A 20282-nucleotide genomic window follows, 5' to 3' on the forward strand; every position below is an offset into this window, starting at 1 on the left:
AGATCCTCCTCCTCAATCTTCCTCCTTCTGGGATATGGCGGGCTCCACCACCCGGTTGGCTATGGGGGTGGAGAGGACCACCGAAGTGGTGGTCTGACCGTAGAAACCCATCTGGTTAACCACTTCCTCCAAGTGCCCCACCGAGGACACCACCACCTTCAAGATTATGCCGTCCGTGCCGGTCACGTGATGGCACTCCAGCACCTCCGGGATGCGCTCCGCTATCTGATCTGCCTCGTGAATGCGGCTTGCGGGGATGGCTATCCTTATGAAGGCGGTTATGGGAAAACCCAGCTTCTCATGGCTCACGATGGCCTTGTAGCCCTTTATTATCCCCGCGCTCTCCATTCGTCTTATCCTCTCCGCTATGGCGGGCGATGAAAGACCCACCTTACGGCCGAGCTCGCTGTATGATATCCTGGCGTCCTCCTGAAGAGCCCTAAGTATCTTGCGGCCTATCTCGTCAAGGCACTTCTCCACCTGCATGTCCCTTCCCCCGCTTCCTTAATTTTTCACAGCCCTCCGGCCACGCCGGCACTCCCACTTAAAATAATACAGTATTTCCCGGTTTTGCCAAATCTCTTTTATCAAATCATGGCAACCCTAAACCCCAGGTTGTTGTAAGATCATATTGAACTTAAATGCCCTTTGGGTTTAGAATAGCCCATATCCTAAGGTAATGAGGAGTGATACGTAATGGCCGCCACTAAGGTAGTAGTAGCTTTGGGGGGCAACGCCCTCCAGGAGGCAGGCACCCCGCCCACCGCGGAGGCCCAGCTTGAAGTGGTGAAGAAGACCGCCACTTACCTGGCGGAGATAAGCAAGAGGGGGTACGAGATGGCGGTGGTGCACGGCAACGGTCCCCAGGTGGGCCGCATAGTGCTGGGACAGGAGATCGCCGCCCAGATGAACCCGGAGACCCCCGCCATGCCCTTTGACGTGTGCGGCGCCATGAGCCAGGGCTACATAGGCTATCAGATTCAGCAGGCCCTCCGTGACGCCCTGAGGAACCGGAACCTCAACATCCCGGTGGTCACCCTGGTGACCCAGGTGGTCGTGGATGCCAACGACCCGGCGTTCAAGAACCCAACGAAGCCCATAGGCCCCTTCTACACCGAGGAGGAGGCCAAGAAGCTCATGGCCGAGAAGGGCTACGTCATGAAGGAGGACGCGGGCCGGGGCTGGAGACGGGTCGTGGCCTCTCCGGAGCCCAAGAAGATCGCCGAGATATCCGCGGTCAAGAGGCTGTGGGACACCACCATCGTGGTGACCGCCGGCGGCGGCGGCATACCGGTGATTGAGAACATGGACGGCTCCCTCTCCGGCGTGGCGGCGGTGATCGACAAGGACCTGGCGGCGGAGAAGCTGGCGGAGGAGATCGAGGCGGACATCCTCCTCATCCTCACCGAGGTGGACAAGGTCTGCATAAACTTCAAGAAGCCCAACCAGCAGGACCTCTCCCACATGACCGTGGCGGAGGCCATCAAGTACATGGAGGAGGGGCACTTCGCCCCCGGGAGCATGCTCCCCAAGGTCTTGGCGGCGGTCAAGTTCGCCAGGACCTTCCCTGGCAAGAAGGCCATCATCACCTCTCTCTACAAGGCGGTGGACGCCCTGGAGGGCCGGGAGGGCACCGTCATAACCATGGCGTAAGCCAGAAAATCGATCCCAAGCACCACCAAAGGGACCTAATCAGCAGGGGGCCGGCCGCCGGCCCCCTTTCCCTTATAAATCCCATCGATAAGGTAAAATTAGGAACGTAATCCCAACTTCCAAGGAGATATAAAGATCCCGATGGGGCTTTGTAAACCAAGCTACCCCATAAAATTCAGCGAGCTGGGAAACCCGGCCCCGGTGGAGGGCAGGTTCTTACGGCGCCTAAACCGCTTCGTGGCGGAGGTCATGGTGGACGGTGAAACCGCAGAGGCCCACCTGCCAAACCCAGGAAGGCTCCTGGAACTGCTCTTCCCGGGACAGACCGTGTACCTGCTCCCATCCCAGGGGGCCAAGCGCTACAAGATACACGGCACACTGCGAAACGGGGACTTCGTCCACCTGGACACGGTGAGGATGAACCGGGTGGCGGAAGCCCTGATAGACCGGGGCTTGATACCCCAGCTGGAGGGTTTCAGGGTGACCGCCCGGGAGGTCCGTTACCACCACAGCCGCTTCGACCTCCTGCTGGAGGGCCCCTCCTCCCCCATGGTCCTGGAGGTCAAGTGCTGCACCCTGTTCAACTCCCTTGCGGCGTTCTTCCCGGACGCCCCCTCCGAAAGGGGCACGAAACACCTACGGCACCTGGCTGAGATGGACCACATGGAAAAGGGGGTCCTGTTCCTTGTTCAGTCCACCGCCCCCAAGGCGTTCCTGCCGGACTGGCACACGGACCCGGACTTCGCCGGGGCCTTCGTGGAGGCCTCCAAAAGGGGGGTAAGGCTGATGGCGGCGGGCATATCCATGTCCCCATCCCTTGAGCTCCTGGCAGAACCGGTGGAGATCCCGATACCCATCGAACCCGCAATACCCCATATGGCGGACCGGGGAAGCTACTGCGTGATAATGAAACTGGAGGAGGACACCGATGCGGAGGTGGGGGCCCTAGGGGTCATCCGCTTCGAAAGGGGATACTACGTATACGTGGGATCCGGCATGGGGGGGCTTACTAGCAGGATGGCAAGGCACCTAAGGGGGCACAAGACCATGAGATGGCACGTGGACTACCTGTCGTCCCTGTGCACCGCAAAGCGGGCCTTCCCCATAAGGGCCGACCTAAGGCTGGAGTGCCTGCTTGCGGACCGGATGGCCAGGCTGGGGGGACGAGGTATAGCCAGGTTCGGGTCATCCGACTGCGGCTGCGAAAGCCACCTCTTCCACTTCCAAGAGGATCCGTCAACCCAGGTCTTTGAGGCAGTGCTCCACATAAGATCCCTAATAGGCCTGGGGTGTCCGGTCAAACCCTGACACCCCAGGCCTCGCCGGCTCCCTTATCCTTTCTTTTTCACAAGCGGTCCCTCAGGACCTCTATCAATTCTCAATCGAGCCTCGGGGCCTCCGCCAGCAGCTGTCTTGCTATGCGCTGCCCCGTCGGGGTGGCCGCAAGGCCTCCCTCCGAGGTCTCCCGAAGGGCAGAGGGAAGGGCCCGGCCCACCGCCGCCATGGCGTCGACCACCTCGTCCGGCGGTATGGTGGATCTGATCCCCGCCAAGGCCATGTCGGCGCACAGGGCCGCTACCCCCACCATGGTGCCGTTTCTCACCACGCAGGGGACCTCCACAAGGCCCGCCACGGGGTCGCACACCATGCCCATTATGGACTGGAGGACCAAGGCGGCGCCGTGGAAGACCGCCTCCGGGGACCCCCCCCTGAGCTGGATCAGGGCGGCACAGGCCATGGCAGCGGCGGCACCGCACTCCGCCTGGCACCCTCCCTCCGCCCCGGCCAGCGTGGCCCGCTCGGCTATGACAGCCCCCACCGCGCCGGCCACCAAGAGCCCGTTGAGAAGCTCCTCCTCGGACACCTCGTTGGTCCTGGAGTAAGCCCCCAGGACCCCCGGCACTATTCCGCAGCTGCCGGCGGTCGGGCAGGCCACTATCCGCCTCATGGAGGCGTTCCCCACCGCCACCTTCATCGATATGGAGCAGGCGAGGCTCACGAAATCCCCCGACAGGGGGGAACAGGAGCGCTTGAAGCTCTCCAGCAGCTCCCCTTCCCCCCCCACCAGCTTGGCCCTCGGGGGACGCTGCTCCACCGACACCACCGAGGCCTTCATTTCCCGAAGGCGGGAGAGCATGCGCTCCAACACCACATCCCTGGGTACACCCCGCTCCTCCTCCTCCATGGAAAGCACGGCCTCCGGGAGCGGAAGGCTCCTCGCCCTCTCCAGGATCGCCTCGAAGGACCTCATCTTGCGGCCTCCTCTCCGAGGGAAGGTATCAGGAGCAGCCGCCTTATGGCCCCGTGACATCTGCTTATCCGCTCCACCACTCCCTCCGAAGGCAGGGCATCCAACTCCAGCACCATGGCAGCCCCCTTGCCGCGCCCCTGCCGGTGAACGTTCATGGACGCCACGTTTATACCCGCCTCCGCCAGGATGGCGCTCACCGCCGCTATGACCCCCGGCTCGTCCCGGTGAAAGGTGATCATGGTGGGAAGCTCTCCGGAGGCCCTGAGGCTGAAGCCGTCCACCTCCTGCAGCTCCACCGCCCCGCCGCCCAGGGAGGCCCCCACAACCTCCATGACCTTGTCGTCATCCCTCATGACAAAACGAACCGAGTTGGGATGGGCTCCATCCACCTTCTCCGCGTGAAACCGGTATTTGAGACCCCGCTCCGCGGCTATCCTGAACGAGTCCTTAAGGGATTCATCGCTGGGGGAGAACCCCATGATCCCCGCCAGCAGGGCCTTGTCCGTGCCGTGTCCCCAGAAGGTGGCAGCAAAGCTGCCCCTGAGGAATAGGTCAACCTCTCGTACCTCCCCGCCCCAGCAGAGCCTGGCGAGGTTGCCAAGCCTCACCGCCCCAGCGGTGTGGCTCGAAGAGGGCCCCACCATCACGGGACCCACTATCTCCTCCAAAGCCATTAGAACACCTCCAACGGGATGCGATAACTCATCAACCCCTACGGCTAAGAACCTCCGGGGGAACCTAAGAGCCTATCCAGCGCCTCCTTGAGGGTACCCCTGGAAACCGGCTTGCGCACCACCGCCACAAGGGGATCCCCTTCCACCGCCCCAAGCACATCCTCTTCCCCGAGGGCGGAGAGGAAGACCACCGGCGTGGGAGCCAAACCCAACCGGGCCTCCATTGAACGGACGCGGCTGAAAACGTCCACCCCGTCCATCTGAGGCATGAGGACGTCCAAAAGGACCGCGTCAAAGGGATCTCCGCCGTTCACCGCCTCCTCGAACAGCTTAAGGGCCTCCGCGCCGTCAAGGGCGCTGCGGCACTCCCCCAGTTCAGAAAGGTAGATCTGAAAAAGGCGGTTGCTGCTCACGTCATCTTCCGCTACCAGAAAACGCACCGTCCCCCTCCTCCGAAAACCCTGTTAACCCTTTGATTTTACCATCCAACCCACCGGCATAATCACCCGGGGCATGGAAACTTAGGATTACACCGGTGATATAATCCGCTTGAAGCGTTCACGCATGTCGACGGGGGGGAGCTCCTTGGAAAACAACTGGTGGAAGATGCCTTTGGGGTTCGCCCTTATGTTCATGGTTCTGTCCGGCATGCTCTTTCTGGCTCTCATGGAGCACGCGGATCGGGCCCTTTTCAGGCTTGAAGTGGAGGAGGCGAGGGCCAGGGGAAGGGAGCTCCAAGGCTTTCTGGATCACCAGTCCGCCCAGCTGGACCTGCTGTGCATAGATTGGGCCAACTGGGACCAGGCATATCGATTCCTTCAGGAAGACGACCCTTCATTCGAGAAGGAAAACCTGAACCTCATGTCCTTCGATAACGCCGACCTGAGCCACGTGGTTTTCTTCAAGAAGGACCTGTCCGTCCGATGGCATGGGAGGTACGTCCAGGGGACCAAAGCCCTTACGGGCTGCTCCGGGGAAGAGCTGTCTATCCTAAAGGACATCCTGGCAAGGAATTACAAGACCGGCTACTCCAGGGGGATCATATCCTTAGGCCACCAGGTATACCTGGTGGCCGCAAGACAGGTTAGGGACAGCGACTCCAAACGGCCCATGGAAGGCTGGCTCGTCATGACCCGCCCCTTGCCGAACCTCAAGGAGTTGCAGAGGGTGATACCGGGCCTTATCGAGATATCCCCGGCACCTCCGGAGGGCGCAACCCATTCCACCAAGAACGGGAAGGAACCGGTGATAGTACCGGTCAACTCATCGACCATTGACGGGGTGGTACCGCTGACGGACCCCTCAGACAAGCCCATAGCGGAGGGACGTATAAGGATCAACCGCTGGATCGCGAGGGAGGTACGAGCACTCATGGGCCGGGTGCTTTTGGGGATTGCCCTGCTCGGTCTAGGCACCTTCGTCTCCCTAATGACATGGCATCAAACCCACATAAGCAAACCCCTTAAGGAAGTGTACGATAAGCTGGCCCATATGACCTCAACGGGCAGCCTGGAGGTCCTGGATCTGGAAGCCGGGGAGCTCAGCGGGATAGCCAAGGCCATGAACGGCCTTATCAACTACGCGAAAGGGGTGGAGAGGAGGGCGGTGATGGAGGCAAGACGCACCACGGACATCCTGGACCGCATGGACCTGATGGTGGCCCTCTGCTCCCCCTACGGGGCCATAAGCTTCGCCAACAGGTCGATGACATCCCTCTTCGGGGACCTGCCCCAGCTGGAAGGCATGAAGATCTGGGACCTAATGGACAGCGAGGACCGGGAGAGGGTCCGGGACCAGTTCCTGGCCGCCGGAGAGGGCAAGAAGCCCATCCTCCGGGTTCACCTAAGGTCCCGGAGGACGTCGCTGGTGATCAACATGTCCGCCATAAGGGATCCAAAGGCAAAGGGGGAGGTGATGGTGCTCTGCAGGGCCACCACCGCTTCCCTTCCCCCTGGGGTCTTCGCCTGATACCAGCGGCTACAGCGGGAGGGGCTGGCACCGGCGTCAGGGGCCGTACCTTCGCTCCAGGGCATCCATGAACCCCTGGGTGAGCCAACCGGCAACCTTAAAGGCCGCCCACAGTCCTGCCATGGCCACCCCCGCCTTGAGGGGATTGACGGGTCTCACGTCAAGCGACAGCTGCGGAGCTAAACGTTTAAGCGCCAGGCTGAACCCCAGGAAGATCACCCAAAGGAACACCACCCGGGCCACCGCCTCGGCGCACCCCATCCTTTCCCTAAAGGACCTGTCGGAGCTTCCGTTCTCCACGGTCATGTGCTTCGGTCCTGTCACCCGCGGGAGATCATCTACGATCCGGTACGAGTTCCTCGTCCCCCAAGGGCAGGTTCAGGGTCTGACCCACCTTGAGCCTAGAGGGGTCCTCCAACCCGTTGTGCCTGGAAAGCACGGTCCAGGCCTGCCCCTCCCCGTAGAGCCTTCGGGATATGAGCCACAGGCTGTCGCCCCGCTGAACCCGGTAGCTGCGCTGTACCTCGAGGCCCCTCAGGTCCACGTGTTTGACCCCGTCCATGGCGTAAACCGCCATCTCCACCTGATACCGGGTGAGAAGGCTGGGCACCTTGCCAAAAACCCTGACGGAGTCCCCCTCCTGCTCCACCAGCACCTCCACCCGGCCCCTCGAGATGGATGTACCCTGTTTCACCCGGGTGAACCCAAGTGGGTAGGTCCCCTTAACCGGCTGGGACAGTTTGGACACGTCGTAGTAGTAGTGGGCCTCCAGCGCCGCGGGCTCCGGCCCCTTGAGCCACCTTTCCAAGTGCTTGGCTCCAACGAAAACCCCGAAGAGTACCGAGCAGATCCCCCCAACTTGCCAACGCCCCCTTTAGGGCAAGGCCGATCCGGTGGGCCGCCAGTATGGCAGACCTCTTGCCCTCCTCCAGGCTCTTGGCAAGGCTCAAGGTCCGCTTGAGGTGGATGTTCCAGGGCTGCAGCTCCAGGGCCCGCCTCCAGATCTCCACCGCCTTAAGATCCTGGCCCCGGTGGAAGTATATGCGGCCCAGGAGGTCCATGGCCTCCGGGTTCCTGGAGCCCTCCTTGAAGATCAGGCGGAAGAGGATGTCCTCCGCCTCCTGCATGGCCCCGCGCTTCAAGAGCCACTGGGCCCGCCATATGATCACCGACTCCACCAGGGCGGCTATGGCCTCCACCCGCTGGTACCCCTCCAAAACGGCCTTAGCCCCCGAGCTGTTGGGAAGTCCCTCCAGCTTAGGGGCCCCGTGATGTCTCCTATGCGGTATCGCCATCTCTGGCCTCACCTCCGGGGCGCCCAAGCACCACTTCCCCAACCTGTATTACCTCGCCCTTGAGCATGATGGTGGGCTTGAGGGCCTCAACTATCATCTCCCTCTCAAGGCCTGGCACCTCAATCACCTTTACCACCTTGGGGACCATGCCCAACGGAACCTCCCCCACGTGGTCTATGACCTGCACCCCGTCCTGGGCCATGGACTCCCAGGTGCTCTCCAGGGCGTATATGGCCTCTTTTATCTCCCTAGGCACCCGCTTCATGGACTCCACCTTCTTCTTCACCCGCCACACCCCGGTGCCAAGCTCCGCCATGAAGCGGGCCAGCTCCCGCCTGTCCCGCCGGTGAAGGTCCTCGGCGGAGATGAGGGCGGGCTGTATGAGCTGCACCAGGTCCTCCAGGGTGTCCAGCTGATCTCCGTCGAACTCTGGCTCCGGAAGGCGGAACTCCTCGGGGTAGCTAAGCTGTTTAAGCCGCCAGGACAGGTTGGAAAGCCAGCTCATCCGGTCAACCCCTCCTCACCGGTCCCTGCCTTTCAGCACCCCGAGCCGTCCCTCCGGAAGCCGCATGAGGGCCTTCACGAGGGGCACCCCAAGGCCGAAACACACCCCCGCCTCCCCCAAGGCCACGTAGGCCATAGAGAGGTGCCAGGGCATGTTGAGCAGCACCGATAGATACCCACCCACGATGACCCCGTTAACCAGCACCGGCCAAAGGGCCCCCATGAGGACGCTCTTGGACTTCATCGTGAGGTATCCCGCCATGACCGTGGCAAGGGTTCCGAACACCACGTCCACCCAGCCGAATCCCCCCGCAAGGTTGGATATGAGGCACCCTATGCCCAACCCCGCCAGGGCCTCGGGCCACAGGAAGGGGAACAGGGTGAGCACCTCGGAGACCCTGAACTGAACGGGCCCGTAGGATATGGGGGCAAAGGCCATGGTGAGGGCCACGTAAAGAGCTCCCACCAGGGCAGACCTGGTAAGCTTCAGCTTGTCAAAATGGGGCATGAAAAAAAGTCCCTCCTCAAAAGGATGATGGGTATAATTACCGTGTCCCCAAGGGGACTGCTGTCTTTGAATTATAAACCATAGGCCCGGTTACTGCAGCGGTACCATGCAGGAAGGGACTTGGGACCCAGGGGGGTTGTGAGGTTTGAGCGAAGCGATGACTATCTCGGTGCTGGGGGCCGGGAGCTGGGGGACCGCGGTGGCGGATCTATTGGGCAGGAACGGGCACGGGGTGGTCCTTTGGTGCAGGGACCCGGGGATGGCCCGCCACATGGAGTCCTCCGGCAGGAACCCCAGGTACCTGAGGGATCTCCTGCTTTCCCCCAACGTAAGGGTTACGTCCGACCTGTCGGAGGCCTTGGGGGCGTCGGACCTCACGGTGGTGGCGGTGCCAGCCCAAGGGGTTAGGGAGCTCCTGCGTTCCTCCAGGTCTGCCTGTGCCTCTCCTCGCCGGTGGCTCAACCTGGCGAAGGGCATAGAGATATCGACGGGGCACCTGCTGCACCGGGTCTTTGAGGAGGAATCTCCGGGGAACAGGTACTCCGTGCTGTCCGGCCCGAGCCACGCGGAGGAGGTGGCCCTTGGGCTTCCCACCGCGGTGGTCATCGCCTCCGAAGATCCGCAGGAGGCGGTGCTCTGGCAGGGGCTGGTCAACAGCAGCCGTTTCAGGGTCTACGGAAGCTCCGACGTGACCGGGGTGGAGCTGGGGGGAGCGGTGAAGAACGTGATCGCCATAGCCTGCGGCATGGCGAGGGCCATGCGCATGGGGGACAACAGCGTCTCCGCCCTGGCCACCAGGGGCCTTGCGGAGATATCCCGGCTGGCCTTGAGGATGGGGGCGGACCCGCTCACCCTGTCGGGTCTTGCGGGCATAGGGGATCTAATGGCCACCTGCTTCAGCTCCAACTCCAGGAACTTGAAGCTGGGGATGCTCATAGGCTCCGGCATGGGGCTTGACCAGGCCAAGGCGGAGCTTGGACAGGTGGCGGAGGGGGCTTTTACCGCCCAGGCCATAAGGAGCCACGCGGCCTGGTGGGGGATTGACATGCCCATATGCGAAGGGGTTTACCGGGTCCTCTTCGAGGGTGAGGTGCCCCGCAGGCTCATGGAAGAGCTCCTATGCCGGGAGCCCAAGATGGAATCGTTAACCTAAAGGGGGCCTATCTCCGCCGGCGGGGTGTACCTGCCGTCCAGGGACCTCAAGGCCAGCTCAGACACCGCCTGGAGGCCGGTTATCCTGGGGTACCTGAAGACCGGGGCTATCCACTGGACTCGGCGGGATATGAGGTCCGACAGATCGGAGAAGGCGGCACACCCGCCGCAGAGGGCTATGAAGTCCACAGCGCCGTCAAGCGCTCCCGCCATGGCCCATAGGGACTGAGAGACCTGGTGGGCCATGGCCCTTACCACCTCCGCCGCCCTTTGGCTGCCTCTTTGGTACGACGCCTCCACCTCGGTCATCAGGTACGTTCCAAGGTACCCCGCCACCCCGCCGCCCCCCGCCAGGAGCCTCACCAGTTCCTCCCGGCTCCTTCGGCCGCTCAAGGCCTCCCTTATGAGGTCCATGGCGGGGACCGACCCGGAAAAGGCCACGGAGAAAGGCCCGGTCTCCTCCGGGTTGTTGGAGTCCAGGACCCTGTCCCCCTTCAAGGCGCACACTGAGAAACCCCTGCCGAGGTACGCCACCACCGATGACGCGTCCTGGGGGAACAGCCCCTCTTCCCGGGCAAGCATGTTGCACCACTTTACCTGGGGGGCGTGTCTCAAAGGGCGAACCGGCAGCTCCGGCAGGCCGGTGATGAGCCCATGGGGGAGCAGCTCCGAGGACGTCATGGGCTCCACCAAGAGGGCCCGCAGGCCAAGGAGCCTTGCGGTTAAAAGGGCCACCAGGGGGGCGAAGCCGATGGCCCCCGCGGAGGCCAGGCGGCCCTCCAGGTCATCGTTTAGAAAGTAAACCCCTCCGTTCAGGGGAGCATCCAGCCCTCCGCTGGCGGCCAGCAGGTCCACCGGCTCCCCCTTCAAGGAAGCCGCCAGCCTCTCAGAGACCGTGCGGGCCTCGGACTCGTCAAAGGATCTAAGCGGCACCATCCCCTTGATCCACTCCCCCCCGCCGGGCCTAGCCGAGGCGAACTCAAGCCCCCCGGAGGATAGGTTAAGGGCCATAACCTTCATGCGGGACCCCCCCCTTTTCAAAACCCGATTTTACCATGCTGCAGCATATCCCAATCCCACGGCGAATCCCAGGGGGTGTGACAGATCAAATATACAACCTGGGGCTCCCGTCGTCATGGCGCATTTTGATTTTTGGATTATACTTATGGCTTGACCACCACTAGGGAAAGAAGGGTTTGTGATGATGTTCTGTTATCACGACGGTGAGTTCACCCCGCTTGAAAAGGCATACGTACCCTTGTCGGACTACGCCATACAGAGGGGGATAGGGGTATTCGAGTCCATAAGGACCTACGACCGGCGGCCGTTCGCCCCGGGACCGCATCTGGAGCGGCTTTTAAGGAGTGCGGAACAGGCGGGGATCGAGGCCCGGGACATGGTGGCCCGGATACCCCGGATATTCAAGGAGATCCTGGCCCGTCCGGAGCTTCCGGAGGGGGAGGTCATAATGAAGCCCTACATAACCGGAGGGGACGTGATGGAGAACAAGCGTTTTCCAAGGCCCAGGCTCTACGTGCTGGTGGAGCCCTTGGAGCTGCCGGATCCGGAGCTGTACAGGACCGGCATAGCCCTTCAGCCGGTGGCCATGGAGCGGCCGTTCCCGCTGATCAAGAGCATAAACTACATGTTCGGCTACATACCGGTTGCGGGGATGGGGGACGTGTTCGAGTCCCTGTTCTGCCCCAACGGGGAGATAACCGAGGCCTCTTCCAGCAACTTCTTCCTCTGCGCCGGGGGGAAGCTAATAACCGCCCCGGTGGGAAGGGTGTTGGCGGGGATAACCCGGGGGATAGTGCTGCACCTGGCGAAGGAGGCGGGGTTCAGGATAGAGGAGCGCTGCCCAAGGGTCAACGAGCTGGAGACCGCCGACGAGGCCTTCATAACCGGTTCAATCAAGGAAATCCTGCCGGTGGTGCGCATAGGTGGGCGACGCATAGGGAACGGGAAGCCGGGACCGGTCACCCAACACCTTCACAGGCTTTACAAGGCCTCCATCCACAAGTGGCTTGGATAAGCTAAAACGCACAGGACCTAAGGACGGAGGTCCCATGGAGCACGGGATCTCCGTCTCGTTTTTATGGTTCTTTAGCCCTTGATTAATTATACATTTTTGATACCATTGACCTGAGAGTCTGCGACCTCATGGGGTCGCAAGGTTGTAAAATATCTAATGACAGCTATCTACAGCGGAACCCTCAAGGGAAAATCACTCCCCCAGCAAAGGAGACTCGGCCATGCGATCAAAATCACCCAGCCTCAAAGACGTCTTCACTCCGAACACTTTGAAGCAGCAGGGCTGGGCTATCTTCCTCGCGTCTCCCACGGGGGATCTGCTGGATCAAAACGAAGAGGGGCTAGAGCTGGCCCGGGAGCTTGGGATCCCGGACGATAGGAGAGGTTGCGGTGGGCAACCCCCCAGGGCCTTGAGAAAGGCGTTCCTATGGGCCCTGAGGGGAAGGATTTCGAGGCTCCATCTTCCCTTGGGGGACCGGAGCGTGATGGCCTTTGTGACCCCAGTCCCCTCCGGGGTGGCGGTGATGGCCTCCTTGGGGAGGAGCTCCCTGTGGGAGGAGCTCCTGTTGGAGCATTTGGACCGGATCGGGGCGGTGCTCGATCACGAGGGCCGGGTTATGGCGGCCACCAGGGCCATGAGGGAGCACCTGAAGGCCCCCATGAACCGCCTGCTGGGCAAGCGGTTCTCCCGTTTCCTCCAGAGTCCCGCCACGGCCTCCAGCGTGGCCTGGATAGTCAAGAACAAGGGTCAGTGGGAGGGAGAGGTAAACCTGCGCCGCATGGACGGGGCGGCGCTGCCCCTCAAGGTTTTGGTGAGATCCATAAACGACCCTCGATTCGGCAGGGTGGGATTTCTTGTGCTGGCGGAGACGCCGCCTCATGAGACACCCCCCACTTGGATCTGCACCCACGACCCGGTGACCGCCCTGCCAAACCGCTCATACCTATTGAGCAGGTTATCGGAGATGATCCCCAGCGCCGAAAAGCCCGTAGGGCTCCTATTGGCGGACATGGACCGCTTCAGGGATGTGAACGTGCTCTTAGGACACGACGGAGGAGACCGGATGCTTCATCTGGCCCTTCGCCGGATAAAGGACGCGGTGGGCAAGAACGAAGGGGTCTTCAGGCTGGAGGGTAACACGTTCGCGGTGATCCTCCCTCACGACGAGATTGAAACCCTGTCGCTGGGGAACCGGGTTGTGGAGGCCTTCAAGGCTCCTCTATCCGAGACCCATCCGGTGATAAACGTGAGCTGCAGCGTGGGGATATCGGTGTCCCCATGTGACGGCACCAGGCCAGACGAGCTCCTGGACAAGGCCTTTCACGCCCTGCGGAGGGCAAAGGAGCTCGGGGGCGGCCGGTGCGTAAGGTACGACAGGGATATAAGAAGGGACTTCACCATGAGGATGGTGTTGGAGAACGGCATCAGGCGGGCCATTAGGGAGGGACACTTTCAGCTGCATTACCAGCCCCTGGTAAACCCGTTGAACTGCAAGGTGGTGGCCATGGAGGCGCTGCTCCGTTGGCCCACCGGCAAGGGTACCTATGTGCCCCCCTCCAAGTTCATACCCATAGCGGAGAGCACGGGCCTTATACTGGAGATAGGCGAGTGGGTGCTCAATCAAGCCTGCATGGACGCCAAGAAGTGGTCCCAGGGCCCCATAGGGGAGGTTCCCGTCTCGGTGAACCTATCGGGCACGGAGCTCCGGCTCGGCAACCCGGAGGAGAAGATACGGCTGGCCCTGGAGCGGTCCAATCTGGACCCACGGCTTCTCATAGTTGAGATATCCGAGAACGCCATCCTTGAGGAGCGGCGAAGGGCTGAAAAGGTGTTCCTGGACTTGAGGAGAACCGGGGTAAAGGTTTACATAGACGATTTCGGAACCGGGTACTCCTCATTGAGCTACCTCAGGGACTTCACCCTTGACGGGCTCAAGGTGGACAAGTCCTTCGTGAACCAGGTCCCGCGAAACGAGAGGGACATGGCCCTCATCTCCGCCATACTGGGAATGGCCAAGGCACTTAAGCTAGAGACCGTGGTGGAAGGGGTGGAGACCAAAGAGCAGTGCTCCGCCGTGACTGACATGGGCATAGGCTGCATACAGGGCTTTCTGTTCAGCCCCCCAAGACCCCTGGCGGTGCTGGAGGCCCTGGTGTCCGACGCGGGGGTTCTCCTACCGTCCCGAAAGTCCCCTGGATGATATGGACCTAAGGCTTTTGCTCACCAGGTAGAAGCCCAACAGGCACCCCCCAAGGTCTGCCACGGGCAGCGCCATCCATACGCCGGTTATACCGAATATGGGAGGCAGCACCATAAGGGGGACCAGAACGAACAGCACCACCCGGCACAGGGCGGACAGAAGCCCCGCCCTCCAGTTGCCGATGCCCTGGAAGTAGTATCCCGCGGTTATGGACATCCCCGCCATTGGGGCCCCGGCGTAGGAAACCCTGAGTCCCCAGGCGGCCATCTTGAGGAGCTCCGGGTCGTCCTTTACGAAGAGCCCCGCCAGCTCCTGGGCGAAAACCTGCACCACAATAAGGCTTATGCAAAAGTATCCAACCGCGTAGGCCACCGCGGTCCAGGTGGTTTTCCTAACCCTCTCAAGGTTTCCCGCCCCGTAGTTGTAGCCTATTATCGGCTGGGCCCCCTCCCCCACCCCTATAGCGGGGAGGAAGAAGAGCGCGTCCAGGCCAAAGAATATCCCAAGGGCGGACAAACCCGCGTCGCCCCCGTAGAACTTAACCTGCCGGTTCATGAGGGCTATTACTATGGTGAACCCCATCTCCGTGAGCCCCGATGGAAGCCCCACGGATACTATGCGCCTTATCAAAGCGGGGTCCGGCAAAAAGTGCCTCGGGGCAACCCTGGAGGTCCTAAAGACCATAACCGCACCGCACAGGGCCATGAAGGCCTGGGATACCAGGGTAGCCCAGGCGGCCCCCTTGACCCCCGCCCCAAGCCCCATGACCCACCACCAGTCGAGCCCCACGTTGAGCAGCGCCCCCGCCAGCTGCACCCCCATGGCGGCGTTGGGCCTGTTAAGGGCCCTCAAAACCGGCGTCATGGTCATCCCAACCACGGAGAAGATGGACCCCGGCAGCACTATCCTCATGTAGTCCCGGGACAAGGACAGGACCCTTCCCTCACCGCCCTGGGTGGAAGCGAAGAAGTCCATCCCCGCAACGGAGGCGGCTACGAAAACCCCTCCGCCTATGAGCGCCAGGAGAACCCCGTTGCCCAGGGCTCTCAATGCCCCATCCCGGTCGGAGGCCCCAAGGCATATGGCCATCCGGGAAGAGGTTCCCACCCCGGTCACAAGCCCAAGGGCGATGAAGGCCAGCATCAAGGGGAACGCCAGGGAGAGGGCCGCAAGCCCCTCGGACCCCACCGCCCGGCCCACGAACACCCGGTCGGTTATGTTGTAAAGCGCGTGGGCTATAAGAGCCCCTATGGCGGGGCCCGAGAACTTTACGATCAAAGACGATATTGGGTCCTTGCCCAGACGATCTTCGCTCAAAGGACTATATCCTCCTAACATGCAATTGGTTATGATATGATTATAGCAGGTTGCGTGGATTACCTAATATAAGTTTCTATTTTGAAACCTTGTGCTATCATACATCGTGATCTCTTAGACCACCGGCAGAGGAGGGGTAGACATGCGCATCCTTTGAGGCCACGACTTGCCGCATGGCATGCGCGCCAACCCCATGAAAACCGGAAGCCGGTGGGTTCGGCCCTCCCCTGTATAAATCTCAAGCGCCGGGGGCCTGGCATTAGACGGCCCTCGTCAGGCTCCCGCAGAAAACCGTCCCCATCGGTTTCCGGTTCTTAATTCAAAAAGCCCTTGGTTTTACACCTAGGGGTTGTATATCCCGTTGTAGAACGGGAGAACCGGAAGGAGGAGTGTCCCTTGGCGGACTACCGTGAGATGTGGAGCGAACTTGGACTCGACCTGGCACTGCATGACAAGCTTTGTGCCGCCCTGCCCCCCTTGTTCGAGGAGGCCTTCCTTCATCAGAAGGACAGGCCCTCCGGAATGGACTACTTCAATATGGTCATAGCGGAGGTTCACGGGCTCAGGATAAAGGAGCTGGTGGACCACAAGAGGAACGGTGGGTTCGTAGTCGGGTCCTTCTGCGTTTACGTGCCGGAGGAGATAGTCCTGGCTCTTGGGGGGCTTATGGTGGGGTTGTGCGCGGGATCCCAGTTCTGGGTTCCCGAGGGGGAGAAGGTACTGCCCAGAAACCTGTGCCCCCTCATAAAAGCCGCCATAGGAGCCAAGCTCTCCAAGACGTGCCCCTACTTCCAGTCCGTGGACCTGGTGGTGGCGGAGAACACCTGCGACGGTAAGAAGAAGGCCTGGGAGGAGATGGGGCGGCTGGTGCCAACCCACGTGATGGACCTGCCCAACCGCAAGTCCAAGGAGGGCATGGACCTCTGGAGGTCCCAGGTGAGGGAGCTAATCAAAAGGCTGGAGGACCTTTCCGGCAGGAAGCTCACCTACGAGGGTCTAATGGAGGGCATCCGGAAGGTGGAGGCCAAGAGGGAGGCCCTTAGGGGCCTTTACGAGACCCGCAAGGCCGACCCGGTTCCGATCTCCGGCATAGATTCCCTGGTGGTGTCCCAGATAGCTTTTTACGACGATCCAGAAAGGTTCACCTCCATGACGAACCAGCTGGTTCAAGAGTGCAGGGACCGGGTGAGCTCCGGCTTCGGGGTGTTCCCCAAGGGAACCAAGCGGATACTCTTAACCGGCAGCCCCATAGTGGTGCCCAACTGGAAGGTTCATCACATCCTGGAGACCAGCGGCGCTTCGGTGGTGGTGGAGGAGAACTGCACCGGCACCAGGTATTTCAAAGGCTCCGTCGACACTTCCCCTAAGGATCTGGAGGGGCTGATAGACGCCCTGGCGGACCGTTACATGAACGGCATAAACTGCGCGTGCTTCTCCCCCAACCAGGGCCGGTTGGATGATGTGGTGGAGCTGGCCAGGGAGTACAAGGTCCACGGGGTGGTGGACGTTACTTTGAGCTTCTGCTCCACCTACCAGGTGGAGGAAGGGGCCCTTAAGAGGCGGCTCAAGGAGGAGGGCATACCCCTTCTGTGCCTTGAGACCGACTACGCCCCGGGGGACGAGGGGCAGCTAAGGACCCGGGTTGAGGCGTTCCTGGAGAGCCTCTAGGGGTCCTTATAAACGAATGGAAGGCGGTTACGATGACTGCACTGGGCATAGACGCGGGAAGCCGGTTCATAAAGTGGGTCCTGTTAGACGGACGCCGCATAGCGGACATGGGAAGGATATCCTCCGAGGGTGCGGACTTACGATCCCTCCCCTCCCGTCTTCCCCGGGCACCCCTTGCGGGGCTCACCGGTTACGGGCGTCATCTGCTCAGGGATGTCTTTGATAACTTTTGCGTGGTGTCCGAGATATCCGCTCACGCCATGGGGGCCAGGATGCTGGAGCCTGGGGAGCGGTTATTGATGGATGTGGGCGGTCAGGACAGCAAGGCCTTGGAGATGGACGCATCGGGGAAGGTGCTGGATTTCAGGGTCAACGATCGGTGCGCCGCCGGCACCGGCCGGTTCCTGGAGAACATGGCTCGGGTCATGGGGTGTGACATCCGGGAGATGATCGGGGAAGCCATGGGATCCGGCGAATCCGTTGAGGTCAGCTCCATGTGCGCGGTGTTCGCGGAGAGCGAGGTCATATCCCTTTTAAACAGGGGGGTGGGAAGGGGCGCGGTGGCCAAGGGGATGTTCCGTTCCCTTGCCCGACGGCTGGAGGCCCTGGGGAGTTTCCTGAGCCCTGGGGGGGTTTTCGCGTTCACCGGCGGCCTGTCCGAGCTGGACGGGGCCTGGGAGCTCCTCTCCACCGACAGGATGAGGCTAAAGCCGGTTAAGGACGGGGCCTACGCCGGGGCCTTGGGGGCCGCCCTGTCCGCCCTTAGGGGGTCTTCGAGTGGCTGAACTGTACTGCCTTTTCGAAGGGGCATCGGAGGGTATGATGCTCCACAAGAGGCTTAAGGAGCTGGGGGTTCCTCATCACATATGTCCATCCCCCAGGCACCTCACTGAGAGCTGCGGCATAGCCTTGAAGTTCCACGAGGGGGAATTGGGTGTTTTGGTCCGAAGCGCCCGGGAGATTAACGTGGCGATCAAGGTGATAAACGGGGAGGGCAGGGCGCTCGAGCACGAGGGATAGGCATGTTATCCTGTGCTCCTGCAAGGGCCCAGGGGTTCTCATGGGGTCGCTGGGTTCAGTTATCCGTGAAAGGGAGGACCAGGTGATGTTCTTCTCATCCTCTTAGGCGGTTTCGATGAGGCATCCCAGGGGGGCGGAAGGGGCATTGAATTCCGCCCTCCTTACGGGGGTACAAACGAGGGTAAATTAATTAAATGAGGAGGCGACTTTCTTGATCAGGATAGACGCCAGGGGTAAGAGCTGCCCCAAACCGGTGATGATGACCAAGGAGGCGGTGGATCAAGGGGCGGCGGAGGTGGAGGTGCTGGTGGACAACCCGGTGGCGGCGGGGAACGTCACCAGGTTCCTGGAGGGCAGGGGGTTCCGGGTTACGAGAGAGGATACCCCTGAGGGAACCCTCATATCGGGCATCGCCGCTGGGTCCGTCAGCGGGGGCGCCGGTTCGGCTCCTAAGGGGGTCCACGACGCCAGCGTTTCGTCCGCCCCGGGGGAACAGTGCTGCTGCACCGCGAGCGACACGGGGCTTCTCATACTATCCCGGACCATGGGGACCGAGTCGCTGGAGCTTGGGGAGGCCCTCATGAAGGCGTTTCTAGACACCATGAGGCAATCCGGGAGTATCGGGGTCTTGGCGCTGATGAACGGCGGGGTCTTCCTTGCCCTCCCGGAGTCCTCCGCCAGCGACACCATCCGGGAGATGGAAGCCCAGGGCACCCAGGTGTTGGTATGCGGAACCTGCACCAAGCACTTTGGGATAACCGATCAAGTGGCGGTGGGCACCATATCCAACATGTTCGAGATAACCGAGCAGGTGTTCCGGATGCCCAAGACCGTGACCATAGGCTGAGGGTTTTAAGGGATGAATCCCAGGGGAGTTTACCTCAACAACGCTGCCACCACGTGGCCCAAGCCGCCGGAGGTGGCGGAGGCCATGTACCGTTTCATGACCCAAGGGGGGGCCAACCTGGCGAGGGGTTCCGCGTCGTCCAGGGACCTGAGCACCATGGACATGGTCCTCAGCTGTAGGGAGGAGCTGGCCAAGCTGTTTGGGGGTTATTCCCACGGGGACCCCCGGTACGTGACGTTCACCTCCAACGTCACGGAATCGCTCAACTTGGTCTTAAAGGGCTATCTTAAGCCCGGCATGACCGTGGTCACCACCTCCATGGAGCACAACGCGGTGATCCGTCCCTTAAGGCGGCTGGAGGGGCAAGGCGTGACCGTACGGGTAGTGACTTGCAGTCAGGACGGCACCCTTCCGCTGGACAGCTTCCGGGACGCCTTAAGCGGGGGGGACCTGGCGGTAGTGTGCCACGGAAGCAACGTGTGCGGCACCCTGCAGGACCTTGAGGCGGTGGCAGAGACGTGCCACAGGAGGTCCGTGCCGTTGGTGCTGGACTCCGCCCAGACCGGAGGCTTGGAGGAGATATCCGTCTCGGACCTATCCATAGGTGCTCTTTGCTTTACCGGCCACAAGGGGCTCATGGGCCCCCAGGGTATAGGGGGGGTAGTTTGGAGCCCTTGGATGGCAGAGGCATGTTCAAGCCTCATCGAGGGGGGGACCGGGAGCTTCTCCCATGAGGAGACCCAGCCCTCGGCGATGCCGGACAAGTTCGAGTCGGGCACCCCAAACCTTCCAGGCATAGCGGGGCTCCTGGCGGCGGTGAGATGGATCAATTCCGTGGGGAGTCAGGGCCATAAGGGACAAGGAGGGGGAGCTCAAGGAGCTGTTACTCCAGGGTTTGCGGGAGATACCGGGGATCGAGGTATACGGCGTGACGGATCCCAAGGGATCCCTTGGGGTGGTGGCGATGAACCACCCGTCGGTGGACAACGGGACCTTGGCCATGGAGCTGTCAGAGCGGGGCATAGAGACCAGGCCGGGGCTTCACTGTGCCCCCCTGGCCCACAGGACCCTGGGTACCTACCCCGGCGGGGCATTGAGGTTCTCGGTGGGGTATTTCAACACCCGGGAGGACATACTCAGCGCCTTGGAGGCCCTCCGGGAGGTCTTAGGGGGTAGAATCTAGATTTTGT

Annotated in this window: 22 protein-coding genes and 1 pseudogene; 12 read left to right on the forward strand and 11 right to left on the reverse strand. The window is 61.6% G+C overall.

Features of this window, described 5'->3' with window-relative positions; all coding sequences use genetic code 11:
- Nucleotides 1-12: 12 nt before the first annotated feature.
- A complete protein-coding gene (locus THEVEDRAFT_RS07555; RefSeq protein ID WP_006584131.1) occupies nt 13-486 on the reverse strand; it encodes an Lrp/AsnC family transcriptional regulator in 474 nt (157 codons plus the stop codon).
- A 210-nt stretch (nt 487-696) separates the two neighbouring features.
- On the opposite strand from THEVEDRAFT_RS07555, the gene arcC reads away from it, so the two are divergent.
- The gene (arcC, locus tag THEVEDRAFT_RS07560) at nt 697-1653 is read left to right on the forward strand and encodes a carbamate kinase (protein WP_006584132.1); all 957 of its coding nucleotides are present in this window, start codon (nt 697-699) and stop codon (nt 1651-1653) included.
- A gap of 141 nt (nt 1654-1794) precedes the next feature.
- Nucleotides 1795-2961 (forward strand): DNA/RNA nuclease SfsA, encoded by a 1167-nt coding sequence (gene sfsA, locus THEVEDRAFT_RS07565; RefSeq protein ID WP_006584133.1) that lies wholly within the window; start codon nt 1795-1797, stop codon nt 2959-2961.
- 70 nt (nt 2962-3031) lie between these two features.
- Here sfsA and sdaAA read toward each other — a convergent pair whose 3' ends face one another.
- The 3 genes from sdaAA to THEVEDRAFT_RS07580 are packed head-to-tail and all read right to left on the reverse strand — an operon-like array spanning nt 3032 to nt 5018.
- On the reverse strand, nt 3032-3904 hold the full coding sequence (sdaAA, locus tag THEVEDRAFT_RS07570; protein ID WP_006584134.1) for an L-serine ammonia-lyase, iron-sulfur-dependent, subunit alpha: 873 nt from the start codon (nt 3902-3904) through the stop codon (nt 3032-3034).
- Nucleotides 3901-4578, reverse strand: a complete 678-nt coding sequence (gene sdaAB, locus THEVEDRAFT_RS07575; protein WP_006584135.1) for an L-serine ammonia-lyase, iron-sulfur-dependent subunit beta — start codon at nt 4576-4578, stop codon at nt 3901-3903. Before sdaAB ends, sdaAA begins: the two co-directional genes overlap by 4 nt.
- 44 nt (nt 4579-4622) lie before the next feature.
- The gene (locus THEVEDRAFT_RS07580; protein WP_006584136.1) at nt 4623-5018 is read right to left on the reverse strand and encodes a response regulator; all 396 of its coding nucleotides are present in this window, start codon (nt 5016-5018) and stop codon (nt 4623-4625) included.
- A gap of 145 nt (nt 5019-5163) precedes the next feature.
- On the opposite strand from THEVEDRAFT_RS07580, the gene THEVEDRAFT_RS07585 reads away from it, so the two are divergent.
- The gene (locus THEVEDRAFT_RS07585; protein ID WP_006584138.1) at nt 5164-6546 is read left to right on the forward strand and encodes a CHASE4 domain-containing protein; all 1383 of its coding nucleotides are present in this window, start codon (nt 5164-5166) and stop codon (nt 6544-6546) included.
- Nucleotides 6547-6582: 36 nt separating this feature from the next.
- On the opposite strand, the gene THEVEDRAFT_RS07590 is transcribed toward THEVEDRAFT_RS07585, so the two are convergent.
- From THEVEDRAFT_RS07590 to THEVEDRAFT_RS07610, 5 genes are read right to left on the reverse strand one after another with little or no spacing between them, the layout of a single operon-like run.
- Nucleotides 6583-6870 (reverse strand): hypothetical protein, encoded by a 288-nt coding sequence (locus tag THEVEDRAFT_RS07590; protein ID WP_156787142.1) that lies wholly within the window; start codon nt 6868-6870, stop codon nt 6583-6585.
- Between the two features lie 10 nt (nt 6871-6880).
- A complete protein-coding gene (locus THEVEDRAFT_RS09945; RefSeq protein ID WP_245522645.1) occupies nt 6881-7354 on the reverse strand; it encodes a LysM peptidoglycan-binding domain-containing protein in 474 nt (157 codons plus the stop codon).
- Nucleotides 7269-7841 carry a hypothetical protein gene (locus THEVEDRAFT_RS09950; RefSeq protein ID WP_040825422.1) on the reverse strand — a complete coding sequence of 191 codons (573 nt, stop codon included), beginning with the start codon at nt 7839-7841 and terminating at the stop codon, nt 7269-7271. Before THEVEDRAFT_RS09950 ends, THEVEDRAFT_RS09945 begins: the two co-directional genes overlap by 86 nt.
- Complete coding sequence (locus THEVEDRAFT_RS07605; protein WP_006584141.1) at nt 7825-8346, reverse strand: hypothetical protein; 522 nt, start codon at nt 8344-8346, stop codon at nt 7825-7827. Before THEVEDRAFT_RS07605 ends, THEVEDRAFT_RS09950 begins: the two co-directional genes overlap by 17 nt.
- 15 nt (nt 8347-8361) lie before the next feature.
- Entirely contained in the window at nt 8362-8853 is a 492-nt protein-coding gene (locus THEVEDRAFT_RS07610; RefSeq protein WP_006584142.1) for a QueT transporter family protein, read from the reverse strand.
- 145 nt (nt 8854-8998) lie between these two features.
- On the opposite strand from THEVEDRAFT_RS07610, the gene THEVEDRAFT_RS07615 reads away from it, so the two are divergent.
- Nucleotides 8999-10006, forward strand: a complete 1008-nt coding sequence (locus THEVEDRAFT_RS07615) for an NAD(P)H-dependent glycerol-3-phosphate dehydrogenase (protein WP_006584143.1) — start codon at nt 8999-9001, stop codon at nt 10004-10006.
- Here the strand turns inward: THEVEDRAFT_RS07615 and THEVEDRAFT_RS07620 are convergent.
- Nucleotides 10003-11025, reverse strand: coding sequence for an acetate and sugar kinases/Hsc70/actin family protein (locus THEVEDRAFT_RS07620; protein ID WP_006584144.1), 1023 nt, complete (start codon nt 11023-11025; stop codon nt 10003-10005). The genes THEVEDRAFT_RS07615 and THEVEDRAFT_RS07620 overlap by 4 nt on opposite strands.
- A 181-nt stretch (nt 11026-11206) precedes the next feature.
- Here THEVEDRAFT_RS07620 and THEVEDRAFT_RS07625 point away from each other — a divergent pair, with 181 nt between their 5' ends.
- Together THEVEDRAFT_RS07625 and THEVEDRAFT_RS07630 are read left to right on the forward strand one after the other, a co-directional pair.
- On the forward strand, nt 11207-12040 hold the full coding sequence (locus tag THEVEDRAFT_RS07625; protein ID WP_006584145.1) for an aminotransferase class IV: 834 nt from the start codon (nt 11207-11209) through the stop codon (nt 12038-12040).
- Between the two features lie 220 nt (nt 12041-12260).
- Nucleotides 12261-14240: a putative bifunctional diguanylate cyclase/phosphodiesterase gene (locus THEVEDRAFT_RS07630; RefSeq protein ID WP_006584146.1), complete on the forward strand. Its 1980-nt coding sequence runs from the start codon at nt 12261-12263 to the stop codon at nt 14238-14240.
- Here THEVEDRAFT_RS07630 and THEVEDRAFT_RS07635 read toward each other — a convergent pair.
- Nucleotides 14214-15557 carry an MATE family efflux transporter gene (locus tag THEVEDRAFT_RS07635; RefSeq protein WP_006584147.1) on the reverse strand — a complete coding sequence of 448 codons (1344 nt, stop codon included), beginning with the start codon at nt 15555-15557 and terminating at the stop codon, nt 14214-14216. The two genes, THEVEDRAFT_RS07630 and THEVEDRAFT_RS07635, sit on opposite strands and share 27 nt — an antisense overlap.
- Before the next feature lie 396 nt (nt 15558-15953).
- On the opposite strand from THEVEDRAFT_RS07635, the gene THEVEDRAFT_RS07640 reads away from it, so the two are divergent.
- The 6 genes and pseudogenes from THEVEDRAFT_RS07640 to THEVEDRAFT_RS10260 all read left to right on the forward strand — a co-directional run bounded on the left by THEVEDRAFT_RS07640 (nt 15954) and on the right by THEVEDRAFT_RS10260 (nt 20275).
- Nucleotides 15954-17225 (forward strand): double-cubane-cluster-containing anaerobic reductase, encoded by a 1272-nt coding sequence (locus THEVEDRAFT_RS07640; protein ID WP_006584148.1) that lies wholly within the window; start codon nt 15954-15956, stop codon nt 17223-17225.
- Nucleotides 17226-17257: 32 nt separating this feature from the next.
- The gene (locus THEVEDRAFT_RS07645; protein ID WP_006584149.1) at nt 17258-18010 is read left to right on the forward strand and encodes an acyl-CoA dehydratase activase; all 753 of its coding nucleotides are present in this window, start codon (nt 17258-17260) and stop codon (nt 18008-18010) included.
- The gene (locus tag THEVEDRAFT_RS07650; RefSeq protein ID WP_006584150.1) at nt 18003-18245 is read left to right on the forward strand and encodes a putative Se/S carrier protein; all 243 of its coding nucleotides are present in this window, start codon (nt 18003-18005) and stop codon (nt 18243-18245) included. Before THEVEDRAFT_RS07645 ends, THEVEDRAFT_RS07650 begins: the two co-directional genes overlap by 8 nt.
- Before the next feature lie 211 nt (nt 18246-18456).
- Nucleotides 18457-19092, forward strand: a complete 636-nt coding sequence (gene yedF / locus THEVEDRAFT_RS07655; RefSeq protein WP_006584151.1) for a sulfurtransferase-like selenium metabolism protein YedF — start codon at nt 18457-18459, stop codon at nt 19090-19092.
- 84 nt (nt 19093-19176) lie between these two features.
- Nucleotides 19177-19866 (forward strand): annotated as a pseudogene (locus tag THEVEDRAFT_RS10255) (aminotransferase class V-fold PLP-dependent enzyme); the annotation flags it as partial.
- A gap of 121 nt (nt 19867-19987) precedes the next feature.
- Nucleotides 19988-20275, forward strand: a complete 288-nt coding sequence (locus THEVEDRAFT_RS10260) for an aminotransferase class V-fold PLP-dependent enzyme (protein WP_342610193.1) — start codon at nt 19988-19990, stop codon at nt 20273-20275.
- Nucleotides 20276-20282 lie beyond the last annotated feature (7 nt).

It is taken from the genome of Thermanaerovibrio velox DSM 12556, from assembly GCF_000237825.1.
Lineage (GTDB): Bacteria > Synergistota > Synergistia > Synergistales > Synergistaceae > Thermanaerovibrio > Thermanaerovibrio velox.